This window comes from Caballeronia arationis (assembly GCF_001544975.2).
Classification (GTDB): Bacteria; Pseudomonadota; Gammaproteobacteria; order Burkholderiales; family Burkholderiaceae; genus Caballeronia; species Caballeronia arationis.
Genome location: NZ_FCOG02000009.1, coordinates 60,869 through 73,386, shown reverse-complemented (window position 1 = coordinate 73,386; position 12,518 = coordinate 60,869). Strand labels below are relative to the sequence as shown.

Sequence of the window (12,518 nt, the reverse complement as noted above, 5' to 3'; positions counted from 1 at the left end):
CATGAAACGGGCTCATCAATGCCGCGTGAAAACGTCAACGACCTGCTTGCATTCATCGCTGTCGTGCGCGAACGCAGCTTCACGCGCGACGCAGCGCAAATGGGTGTATCGCAATCGGCATGAGCCATACGATCCGGGCGCTCGAAACGAGACTCGGCTTGAGGCTCCTGACCCGCACGACGCGCAGCGTCTCGCCAACCGAAGCGGGCGAACGCCTGCTCGAAACAGTGGCGCGTCGCTTCGAGGAAACCGAAGCCGAGCTGACCGCAGTCAAAGAGCTTCGCGACTTGCCGGCGGGCACGATCCGCATCACCGCAACCGACTACGCCACCAAGACGATCCTTTGGCCAAGGCTGTCGAAGGTGCTTCGCCGCTATCCGGAGATCAGGATCGAGATGATCACGGACTACGGCCTCTCCGATATCGTTGCGGATCGTTATGACATCGGCGTTCGCAATGGCGACCAGATCGCGAAGGACATGATCGCGGTGCGCATCGGGCCCGACATGCGCATGGCTATCGTCGGCTCGCCCGCGTATCTGAAGAAGCTGGCGTTGCCGAAGACGCCACAGGACCTGACCGACCACAACTGCATCAACCTGCGTCTGCCCACGCATGGCGGCTTCTACTCCTGGGAGCTCAAGAAGGGGCATCGCGAAGTGCAGGTGCGCGTTGAAGGTCAGCTCGCTTTCAACGGTACCTATCAGATGCTCGAAGCCGCATTGTCCGGTTATGGGCTCGCGTACATTCCGGCGGACGTCGCGTAGCCGCACCTCACGGCCGGCCGCCTCGTCTGGGTGCTCGAAGACTGGTCTCCGACGTTCTCCGGCCTTCACGCGTACTACGCGAGCCGTCGCCAGTCGTCGCGTGCAATGCGCGTGGTGATCGACGCACTTCGCTACCGCCCATAGAGACGGCTCGTCATGCATGAGACCGCCTCATAGGGACTTGCGGTTTCCAGCACCTTATCGATAACCGGCACTCCCCTCACTTCCGGGACAGCCCGAAGGGCGAGAATCACATTGAATTATCTGCCGCATGTAGTACTGTGCGAGCTATGGCACGCGCGGCATCGGGCACGCAAGCGCCGCCGTTGGAAGTGCTAACCGTGGTGGATGGAACGCAGGCGAAGCATCCGGCGGAAGCATTCAATGCGTCGCGTGTATGCCGTCCCGGACGCGCCCGAGACGGCCTGCTTCGTCGCCTGTCGATCCGACCATGCCCAACATCTTCATCACGTACAGACGCGACGACAGCTCGGCGACCAGCGAACTGCTGCACGACCGGCTGGCCGCTCTGTTTCCGCGAAACCGCGTGTTCATCGACATTCTGGACATACCGGCGGGCACGAACTGGCAGAAGCTTCTGTCGGAGCGGCTCCGGAAATATGACGTGGTACTGGCGGTCGTCGGCACTGCATGGCTCTCGATGCTCAACGAGCGTGCCGCAAATGGCGCGACCGACTTCGTCCGCTGGGAGGTCGCCGAAGCGTTACGCCAGAAGAAGCGCATCATTCCGGTCCTGGTCGACGGCGCACAACTTCCCGACGCGCACGAACTGCCCGCGGACGTCGCCGAACTGGCGAACCTCCAGTCCATGCCCCTCAAGCGGGACACGCGTGACCGCGACATCGCTGCGATCGCAGCCCAACTGGAAGGCACCGGCCTCATCGAGTCGATCAGACTCAGCATGCAGAAGCTGCGGATCTTTCGCGCCAGCGCGGCCGTTTCGGTTCTGGTGGGTGCCACGGCCTTCTCCTTCGTGTGGGTCAATGTCTTCGATCTCCTCGGCCTCGACACGCGCACCTCAAGCTTCACCATGCTGATCGGAGACGTGCTGTTCGAACCCGCGCTTTCGAAAGACCTGGTTCTCGTCGGCATCGTGCCGAACGCGTCCGAAACCCGCAGCCTCGCGCGTACGCGTCGCGCCGATTACGCGCGCCTGATCGCACTCGCGGCGCAGCAGAAGGCGAAGGCGATCGCCTTCGACATCACCACGGAGGAGCCCGGACCAGCCGACGCCACCCTGATCGATGCGATACGCGCGGCACGTCAGAGCGGCACACGCGTCGTGTTCGGCTTCAAGGCCCTGACACCCTACGGTCACGCAGTCGCGCTTCCCGGCCTCGGCGAGTCGGGCGCGTTTCTCGGGCTGACGTGCATCGGCCAGAAACTCGACAACGCGGTATTCGGCACGGTCGCCATGCAGGCGGGAAAGAATGTGTATGGGTCGTTCGCGTTGTATGCGGTCACCGGCGCGACCAACATCGAGCGCATTCCGTCGTCGGAGACGATTCTGCATGCGAGCGCCGGCGCCGAAGAGCAGAACATCCGCTTCTCCCTGCGCGAAGTCGCCGAATGGCCCGACAAGGACTGTCCCGCGCGGCCGGCGGGTGCCGTGCTCGCGCGCATCATCTTTCCGCTGTCGCATCGCGAACGCCTGCGCGATCCGGCGAGGCGGCTCAATACCGATACCCTGCTCGCCGCCGCTTCGCCTGCGCCCGCGTGGCAAGGCAAAGTGATCGTCGTCGGTGCCGAACATCCGCTGGACCTTCTGCAGACACGGCTCGACGTGGCAGGGCCGGAGCGCTACGGCTTCGAATTCCAGGCGGGCGCGGTCAATGCCCTCATGACCGGGGCGATCGTCACGCCCCTTGGATTCGTTCAGCAATGGCTTCTGGTGCTCGTGATGGTGGCTGCGGCAATCGCCTATCGCATCTGGCGCGTGGGCAAGTCGCGATGGCTCGACGTGATCGTCCTGCCTGCGGCCTGTTTCGCCTTTCTCGCGATCACGGTGCTGCTTTACGCCAGGCTTGGGTTGCTGGTCGACAGTCTTTATCACCTCGTCGCCTTTGGCGTGACATGGTGGATGCTGCTGGCACTCGAAAAGAGGTGGTCCCATGGCAGGAGCTGATCATCGTCCCCGTGCATTTGTCGCAGTCGTGCGACTCGCGCTGTGCGTGGCGCTGCTTGCGGGTTGCGCGGACGCGTCGTTCGGCCTCGGTCCGTTCGTCGTGGCCGGGGGGGCGCCGCAAAAGGGCACGCTCTTGTATTCCGATCCCGGGGTGAGCGTCGAGCGCCCGGACAAGGGCGTGATTCGCAATCCGTCCGGAATGCAACTGCTTCCCGGCGACATCGTCGACACGGCGGGAGGGCAGGCTGTCATCGAATACGACGACGGCAGCACGGTCACCCTCAACCGCCAGACGCGCGTTCAGCTGGGCTCGATCAAGCTGCTCGTCGGCGAACTGTTCGCCAAGATCAAGAGCATTGCGAAGCAAGGCGGCGGCCAGGTGGTCACCAAGGAGCTATCGGCCTCGGTGGAGGGTACCGAGTACGACGTGCACCGCAGCGAAGGCTATCCGGCGACGGCGCCCGGGAACGTGGCGGTTTTCGTGCGCGAAGGGCGTGTCCTTTGCACGCCGGGGAGCGACGCAAGCTGGTCGCCGATCCTTTTGACAGAGAATCTCTCGCTTGCCGTAGTCGGAACTCGCGGGCCGTCCGCCCCGCAGCGCGTGAACGCCGGCGCCCTCTCGCGCTGGGCCGACGAAGCCGAATCGAGGCTTCGGAAGCCGCGAGCTTCGCCCGTGACGTGGGGCGTCGCACCCGCAGTCGAACCGATGGGCGGTCCGCGTCTTCCGGGCGGCCCTCCGTCCAATGAGCGCCCAACGACGGGAACCGGTACAAACTCACGCATCCGGGATCGCGCTGTTCCATACAATCCGCCGACGACCCCATCGACGCCAATCAGGTAACGGACGACGCGCCTGCAATTGCATCACCTTGCCTGCCGCTCGCTTCGACAATGTTATGCGGCGCTCATAAGACGGCATCCTAAGCACTGCATTCGCGAAAATACGTGCTAAAACGCTATTCACGTCGGCGCCGATCCAGCACAAAAGGTCGCGCGCCGTCTCGATCCCCGCCTGCTAATAAAGCTTCCCCTTCAAACATTCCCGGCGGCATTCCATTTCGGGTACGGCTCGTTCAGCGTGCAACGACGTCTGTTCCCGACGAAACATGATGTGGAGAACAGCATGGACCAGACAACGTTCACGGCGGCAACCGGCGCATCCCAGGCGAGCGCCGCATTTTGGCTCGCGCCGATCTCGGCTGCGATGGAGCGATTTCAGATCAATACACCTCCTCGGCAGGCGGCGTTTCTGGCGCAAATCGCATACGAAAGTGGAGGCTTCCCGTTGCCGCCGGTCGCCGAGAAATTCAACTACGCGGCGTCCCGTCTGGATGCGGTCTTCTCCTCGCTGACTCAGGCGCAATGCAACGCCCTCGGCCGTCAGACCGGCGAGACGTGTGTGCCGCCCGATCGCCAGCAGCAGATTGCGAATCTCGTCTATCAGAACAAGTGCGGCAACGGGCCCGCTGCGAGCGGCGACGGATGGCGCTATCGAGGCTCGGGGCTGATCCAGCTCACCTTCAAGGGCAATTTCGCCGCGGCTGGCAAAGCAATCGGCGTCGATCTGGTTGCCAACCCGGACAGCGTGCGCAACGATGCCGGCACCGCCGCGCTCGTCGCCGCATGGTTCTGGCAATCGCACGGCTGCAACGAACTCGCCGATCAGGGCAGCTTCCACGCGATCACCGCGAAGATCAATCCGGCGCACGAGGGTGAGCAAGGGCGCGACAACGCGTTCGAACTGGCCAGCAACGCGCTCGGCGCGGCCGTGCCCGGCGGCAACGCGATGGCCTAGCGGCGCGCGTCAGGGCGATGGCGATACATGATCGAATTCGCCGTCGCCGACGCGGCGGGTTTCCGTAGACCAATATCTTCCCTGACACGTCATATACTTCGCTTGGGTCCACCGCGGCCACCCTTCCCGATCCCTCGCTTGCCTGCTCTCGACGATGCCATGCTGACACTTGACGACATTCGGGCAATTCCGCTGTTCTCCACCCTTTCCGACGCCGAACTCGACCATCTCGCGAACACCTCGGCGGACCTGCATCTGTGTCCCGGTGAGTTCGCTGTCCACGAAGGCGGCGAGCGGGCGCTCTATGCGGTGCTCTCCGGCAAGATGGAGGTCGTCAAGCTGTTCGACGGCGTCGAGCGCACGCTGGGCTGGCGTCTTCCCGGGACGATCTTCGGCGAAGTGCCGCTCGCGTTGAGTTCGCCGTTTCCGGGCGCGTATCGGGCCGCGGAACCGTCGCGTGTGATGCGCGTCGATGCGCAGCGCTATTACGCGCTGGCGGCGGCATCGCCGGAGGTCGCGGTGAAGATGGGCGCACTTGCGCGCGAGCGCATCGGCGGACTGCAGGGGATCGCCGCCGAACCGCCCAAGCCGCGCGTGACGATGGTCGGCAGCCGGTGGGACACGGTGTGTGCCGGCTTGCGCAAGTTTCTCGCGCGCAACCAGATCAGCTTCGACTGGATGACGCCGGACGCGCCCGAAATGGCGACGCGCTGGCACGCCCCCTGTCCCGCCGAGGAAGACTGCCCCGTGCTGCGCCTCGCTGACGGCACGCTGCTCAGCCGGCCCGCGACGCGCGAACTCGCCGAGTTGCTCGGTCTGCAGACGAAACCGCGCCTTGCCGAATACGACACGATGATCATCGGCGGCGGCCCCGCCGGCCTTGCCGCGGCGGTCTACGGCGCGTCCGAAGGCCTGCGCACCATCGCGGTCGAGCGCGAGGCGCCGGGCGGACAGGCCGGCACTTCGTCGCGCATCGAGAACTACCTGGGCTTTCCGAGCGGCGTCTCCGGCGACGAACTCGCGAGCCGGGCCTTGCAGCAGGCGAAGCGCCTGGGTGCGGAGATTCTGGTGACGCGCGCGGTCGAGCGCATCGATGTCGAGTCGCGCTGCGTTCACCTCGACGGCGGCGATGTGATTCGCGTGCGCACGCTGATCCTCGCGACGGGCGTCACGTGGCGCCGCCTCGCGATCGAAGGCTTTGACCGCTTCATCGGCAAGGGCATTTACTACGGCGCGGCGCGCAGCGAAGCGGGCGCGACTCACGGACTCGACGTGCATCTGATCGGCGGCGGCAACTCGGCGGGCCAGGCCGCGCTGTTCTTCGCCGGTCACGCGCGCATGGTGACGCTCGTCGTCCGCGGCGACGCCCTCGAAAAGAGCATGTCCCGCTACCTTGTCGAGCAGCTTGCCGGCAAGTCGAATGTCGTGGTCAAGTTGCGCTCGGAAATCGTCGGCGCGTATGGCGACACGCACCTCACCGCCATCGACATACTCGATAACGCCACGGCGACGGTGAGCCGCCACGATTGCGGCGGCCTGTTCGTCTTCATCGGCGCCGACGCGGAAACCGAATGGCTGCCGCCCGAAATCGCATGCGACAAGCGAGGCTATGTCCTGACCGGCGACGACGTCGTCAAGGCGGGGCGCTGGTCCCACAGCCGCGATCCGTATCTGCTCGAATCGAGCGTGCCCGGCGTATTCGCCTGCGGGGACGTGAGACTGAGCCCGGTCAAGCGCGTGGCGTCGGCGGTCGGAGAAGGAAGCATGGCGATCGCCTTCGCGCACAAGTATCTTCAACTCGAAGGTCGATAGCAGCGGCTTCGACCTTGACGGCCACATTACAGACTTGTCATCCGCGCGTCAGAAACGGGTAAAGCGCGCTCCCGCACACTGGGCTTTTGCATTCCTTTGCGCTTCAGGCGCATCAACGCCCGGGAACTCTTGTGTGGATCGTCCGACTGGCCCTTCGCCGGCCCTATACCTTCATTGTCCTCGCGCTCCTGCTGTTCCTGATCGGCCCGCTCGCGATCATGCGAACGCCGACGGATATCTTTCCGAACATCGACATTCCGGTGGTGAGCATCGTCTGGTCCTACAACGGATTCTCCGCAGAGGACATGGCGCAGCGCATCACCTCGAACTATGAACGCGCGCTCACATCCGATGTCGAGAACATCGAGCACATCGAATCGCAGTCGCTGAACGGCGTCTCGGTCATCAAGGTCTTCTTTCACCCGGGCGCCGACATCAATCGCGCGGTCGCCGAGGCCACGGCGAATTCGGCATCGATCCTGCGCATCCTGCCGCCCGGCACGCTGCCGCCGAACATCATCACCTACAACGCGTCGACGGTGCCGATCCTGCAACTCGGGCTGTCGAGCAACACGCTGCCGGAGCAGACGCTCTACGACCTCGGCAACAGCTTCGTGCGCACGCAGCTCGCGACCGTGCAGGGCGCGGCCGTTCCGTTGCCGTTCGGCGGCAAGATCCGGCAGATCATGGTCGACATCGATCCGCGCAAGCTGCAGGCCAAGGACCTCTCGCCGAGCGACGTGGTGAACGCCGTCAATGCGCAGAACCTGATCCTTCCCGGCGGCACCGTGAAGATCGGCACGCGCGAATACAACGTGCAACTGAACGGCAGCACCGGGAGCGTCGCGGCGCTCAACAACCTGCCGATCAAGGCGATCAACGGCGGTGTCGTGTATCTGCGCGACGTGGCGCATGTACGCGACGGCTACGCGCCGCAGACCAACATCGTGCGCAGCGACGGCAAGCGCGCGGCGCTCCTGACCGTCGAGAAGACCGGCAGCACCTCGACGCTCACGATCATCCAGCAGATCAAGGCGATGCTGCCGAAGATCTCCGCAGGCCTGCCGAGCGCGCTCAGGATCACGCCGCTCGCCGACCAGTCCGTGTTCGTCAAGTCGTCGATCATGGGCGTCGTGCGCGAGGCGCTGATCGCCGCGTGTCTCACCGCGATGATGATCCTGCTCTTTCTCGGCAGCTGGCGCGCGACGCTGATCATCGCGGTGACGATCCCGTTGTCGGTCATCACATCGCTGATCGCGCTCTCGGCGCTCGGCGAGACGATCAACATCATGACGCTCGGTGGCCTCGCGCTCGCGGTCGGCATTCTCGTGGACGACGCGACCGTCGCCATCGAGAACATCACGCATCATCTGGAGAACGGCGCCTCGTTGCAGGACGCGATCCTGAACGGATCGGGCGAGATCGCGGTGCCGACCTTCGTCTCCACGCTCTCGATCTGCATCGTGTTCGCGCCGATGTTCCTGCTCTCCGGCGTGGCGCGCTATCTTTTCGTTCCGCTCGCCGAAGCGGTCGTGCTCGCCATGTGCGCATCGTATTTCTTCTCGCGCACGCTGATTCCGACACTCGCGATGTACCTGCTCAAGGCCGGCGGCAAGCGCGAGCCGCACGGACGCTTTGCGTTCCTGGCGCGCTGGCAGGCCGCGTTCGAACGACGTTTCGAAGCACTTCGGACGCGCTACAAGAGCGCGCTCGCCCGCGGCATCGACAATCCGCGCAAGGTGATCGCAGCGTTCGCGATCTTCTGCCTCGGGTCGATGGCGCTCGTGCCCTTCACCGGCCGCGACTTCTTTCCGAGCGTCGATACAGGCGAGATCCGTCTGCACATGCGCGCGCCGACCGGCACGCGCATCGAAGAGACGGCGCGCCTCGCCGACGAGGTCGAAGCGAAGATCCGTACCGTGATTCCGAAGTCCGAAGAAGCGGCGCTGCTCGACAACATCGGCGTGCCGGTGAGCGGCATCAATCTCACCTACTCGTCGTCGGCGCCCATTGGCAGCGAGGACGCGGACATCATGATCTCGCTCACGCCCCATCATGCGCCGACCGCGAGTTATGTCGCGAGACTGCGCAGCGTGCTCGCCGCGTCGTTTCCCGGCACGACCTTCGCGTTCCTGCCCGCCGACATCGTGAGCCAGATTCTCAACTTCGGCCAGCCAGCGCCCATCGACATACAGATCGTCGGCCGGAACCTCGCGCAAAACCGGGTCGCGGCCAATGCGCTGCTGACGAAGCTTCGTCACGTGCAAGGGCTCGTCGATGCACGCATTCAGCAGCCGGGCAATGCGCCCGCCATCGATCTGAACGTCGACCGCACCAAGGCGATGCAGGCAGGCCTCACGCAAAAGCAGGTCGCGCAGGACCTCTTGATCGCGCTCTCCGGAAGTTCGCAGACGACGCCCAACTTCTGGCTCGATCCGAAGAACGGCGTGAGCTATCCGCTAATGACCGAAGTGCCGCAAACCGACAACCATTCGCTTCAGACGCTCGCCAACCTGCCGCTCACCAACGGCGCGACGAATACCGCGACCCAGGCCTCGCAGCAAAGCATTCTCGGTTCGCTCGGCACGATGACGCGCGTGTCGCAGCAGGCAGTGGTGTCGCACTACAACGTGCAACCGGTGCTCGATATCTATGCGTCCGTGCAAGGCCGCGACCTCGGCGGCGTTGCGTCCGATGTCGCGAAGCTCATCAAGGAGACGGAGCCGTCGCTGGCGGCCGGTTCGTCGATCGTGATGCGCGGCCAGGTGCAATCGATGACGCAATCGTTCAGCGGACTCGCGCTCGGACTCGCCTTCGCGATCGTGCTCGTCTATCTGCTGATGGTAGTGAACTTCCAGTCATGGCTGGACCCGCTCATCATCGTGAGCGGCTTGCCCGCGTCGATCGCGGGCATCGCGTGGATGCTGTTCGCAACCGGCACGACCCTGAGCGTGCCAGCGCTTACCGGCACCGTTCTTTGTATCGGCATTGCGACGGCCAACAGCATCCTCGTCGTCAATGCAGCCCGCGAGATGCTGCAAGGCGGCGCCGAACCGCTTCGCGCCGCGCTCGAAGCAGGCTTCAGCCGCTTCCGGCCCGTGCTGATGACGGCCCTCGCGATGCTGATCGGCATGCTGCCGATGGCGCTCGGCCTCGGCGACGGCGGCGAGCAGAACGCGCCGCTCGGACGGGCGGTCATCGGCGGACTGATGCTCGGCACCGTCTCGACGCTGCTCTTCGTGCCGGTCGTATTCGGCATGGTGCATGCATGGCTCGCCCGGCGCCGCGCGACCCGATACCCCGCTCCGAGCCCCGCCGCCGGCCAGTGACATTCCACTCAGTCCATCGACCATGAACCAGCAAGACGACCAACAAGAATCCCGCGCGATGCCTTCACCCCGCAAGCGGCGTAGCGTGTTCGCCCCGGTGCTGATCGCAGGCGTCGTGGCCGCGCTGCTCGCCGCGGGCATCCTGCCGCGACTGCACGCGCAGACCGCGCTCACCGCACAGACGGCATCGCTCAGCATGCAGACGGTCTCTGTCGTCGCACCGCGCACGGCGCCTTCGATGCAGGAACTGTTGCTGCCCGGCGCGGTGACCGCCTTCGCCGATGCCGCGATCTACGCACGCACAAGCGGCTATATCGAGCACTGGTACGCGGATATCGGCGCGCACGTGAAAAAGGGCGACGTGCTGGCTACCATCCAGACCCCCGAACTCGATGCACAACTCCTGCAGGCGCGCGCCGACGAAGCCACGGCGCAAGCCAACTTCGATTACGCGAGGGTCACGGCGCAGCGCTGGCAGGACATGCTGAAGACGCAGTCCGTCTCGCAGCAGGATGCGGACACCAAATCCGGCGACATGCAGGCGAAGCGCGCAATGCTGCAGTCCGCGCAGGCTAACGTGCGCAGACTCGCGGAACTCGTGTCGTACGAGAAGATCACCGCGCCTTTCGACGGCGTAGTGACCGCGCGCAATGTCGACGTCGGCGCGCTCGTGACGGCGGGCGGCGCGCCAGGGCTGGCGGCCTCGGGCGGCGAGCTTTTTCATGTCGCCCAGCGCGACACGTTGCGCGTGTTCGTCGACGTGCCGCAGAACGACGCGCCTTTCATCTCGGCGAACACGCAGGCCTATCTCACGGTGCAGCAGTATCCCGGCCGCCGCTTCGCCGCGAACGTCGCGCGCAATGCGGGTGCGATGGACCCGACGAGCCGCACCCTGCGCGTGGAAGTCGACGTCTCGAACGGCGACGGGGCGCTGCTGCCGGGCGCGTATGCGCAAGTGCATCTCGCGCTCGAGAACAGCAGGCCGGCGCTCGACCTGCCTGTGAGCGCGCTGCTCTTCCGGCCGGACGGCGTGACCGTGGCGACCGTCGATTCCGCCGGCAGGACGCAACTGAAAACGGTCACAATCGGACGCGACTTCGGCACGCATGTCGAAGTGACGACCGGCCTCAATGCGAGCGACCGCGTGATCGATAACCCCGGCGACGCGATCACGAGCGGCGAGACTGTACGCGTCTCGAAGATGGCGAGCGCGTCATGAACAGCAGACCGATGTTGCTTCGCGTGCTCGTCGCTGGCGTGGTTTGCGCCGTGCTCGCTGCCTGTTCCACTTTGCCGCCTTATTCGAAACCGGACGTGGCCGTGCCGGCACATTACGCCGCCACGCCGGGCTGGTCGGCCGCCGCTCCCGCCGATCAGACGCCGCGCGGCCCGTGGTGGACCGTCTTCAACGATCCCGAACTCGACCGGCTCGAAGCACGCGTCGACGTCTCCAACCAGACACTGAAGAAAGCGGTATCGCAGTTGCACCAGGCCCGCGCGCTAGCGGACTATCAGAATGCCGGCTTTTGGCCGAGCGTGACAGCGGGTGTCGCGCAAAGCCGCGCGCGCACTTCGCAGAACGTGCTGGGACACTCGCTCGCGGGCAAGACGGTGCCGGATTATTCGGCGGGACTGTCGGCCTCGTGGGAACCGGACCTGTTCGGCCGCATCCGCGACGCCGCCACGAACGCGCAGGCGAATGCCGACGCCAGCGCGGCCGATGTCGAAGCGGTGCGCCTGTCGGTCACGAGCGAACTCGCCACCGATTACTTCAACCTGCGCTCGCTCGACACGCAAAAGAAGCTGCTCGACGATTCCGTGTCTGCCTACGCTGCGGCGCTGCGTCTCCTGAACCAGCAACTCGCGAACGTCGCGATCGACGCATCCGCCGTCGCGCAGGCGCAAGCGCAGCTCGAAAGCACCCGCACGCAAGCGACCGACACCGGCGCGCAGCGCGCCCAGCTTCAGCATGCGATCGCCGTGCTGGTGGGCGAACCGGCATCGACGTTCACCGTTGCCGCCCATGAGCAGACGCTGTCCGTGCCCGACGTGCCGCCCGGGCTGCCCTCCCAGTTGCTCGAACGCAGGCCGGACATCGCCGCAGCGGAGCGGCGCGTGTTCGCATCGAATGCGCAGATCGGCGAGGCTCGCGCAGCCTATTTCCCGAATCTGGTGCTGAGTGCGAGCGTGGGCCTCGAAAGCACCTTTTTCGCGCCGTGGCTGAGCGCCCCGAGTCTCTTCTGGTCGCTCGGACCGCAACTCGCCGCCACGATCTTCGACGGCGGCCAGCGCAACGCCACGCTCAAGAGTGCGCACGCGCAATACGACGGCTCGGTCGCCGATTACCGGCAGACCGTCCTCACATCGTTTCAGCAGGTGGAGGACGACCTGACCTCGCTGAATGCGCTCGCCGACGAAGCGCAGAGCCAGCGTCGCGCATCCGATGCGGCGGCGCTCTCGCTCCGGCTCACGACCAATCGCTATCAGGCGGGCGCAGTGAGTTATCTGGACGTGGTGACGGCGCAGACCATCGCGCTCACCAACGAGCGCACGGCCGAACAGATCGATGCGCGGCGGGTGATCGCCTGCGTGCAACTGCTCGTTGCGCTGGGAGGAGGATGGCAGGACACGGCAAGCCCATTAGCAAGCACGAAGTGAACCGGAGCGGA

7 protein-coding genes and 1 pseudogene are annotated in these 12,518 nt (G+C 65.2%); all 8 read left to right on the top strand.

Annotation, left to right across the window (positions count from 1 at the left end; translation table 11 throughout):
* Positions 1-18: 18 nt before the first annotated feature.
* A pseudogene (locus AWB81_RS07655) lies at positions 19-911 on the top strand (LysR family transcriptional regulator).
* Between the two features lie 307 nt (positions 912-1,218).
* Positions 1,219-2,913 carry a toll/interleukin-1 receptor domain-containing protein gene (locus tag AWB81_RS07650; protein ID WP_062633814.1) on the top strand — a complete coding sequence of 565 codons (1,695 nt, stop codon included), beginning with the start codon at positions 1,219-1,221 and terminating at the stop codon, positions 2,911-2,913.
* Complete coding sequence (locus AWB81_RS07645) at positions 2,900-3,754, top strand: FecR family protein (protein WP_062633812.1); 855 nt, start codon at positions 2,900-2,902, stop codon at positions 3,752-3,754. The genes AWB81_RS07650 and AWB81_RS07645 overlap by 14 nt, the downstream gene beginning before the upstream one ends.
* A 282-nt stretch (positions 3,755-4,036) precedes the next feature.
* Positions 4,037-4,708: a glycoside hydrolase family 19 protein gene (locus AWB81_RS07640; RefSeq protein ID WP_062633810.1), complete on the top strand. Its 672-nt coding sequence runs from the start codon at positions 4,037-4,039 to the stop codon at positions 4,706-4,708.
* A 159-nt stretch (positions 4,709-4,867) separates the two neighbouring features.
* The gene (locus tag AWB81_RS07635) at positions 4,868-6,520 is read left to right on the top strand and encodes an FAD-dependent oxidoreductase (RefSeq protein ID WP_062633807.1); all 1,653 of its coding nucleotides are present in this window, start codon (positions 4,868-4,870) and stop codon (positions 6,518-6,520) included.
* A 131-nt stretch (positions 6,521-6,651) separates the two neighbouring features.
* Positions 6,652-9,849 (top strand): efflux RND transporter permease subunit, encoded by a 3,198-nt coding sequence (locus AWB81_RS07630; RefSeq protein ID WP_062633805.1) that lies wholly within the window; start codon positions 6,652-6,654, stop codon positions 9,847-9,849.
* A gap of 22 nt (positions 9,850-9,871) precedes the next feature.
* Positions 9,872-11,068: an efflux RND transporter periplasmic adaptor subunit gene (locus tag AWB81_RS07625; protein WP_087134853.1), complete on the top strand. Its 1,197-nt coding sequence runs from the start codon at positions 9,872-9,874 to the stop codon at positions 11,066-11,068.
* Entirely contained in the window at positions 11,065-12,507 is a 1,443-nt protein-coding gene (locus tag AWB81_RS07620) for an efflux transporter outer membrane subunit (protein ID WP_062633802.1), read from the top strand. The genes AWB81_RS07625 and AWB81_RS07620 overlap by 4 nt, the downstream gene beginning before the upstream one ends.
* Positions 12,508-12,518: the final 11 nt, after the last annotated feature.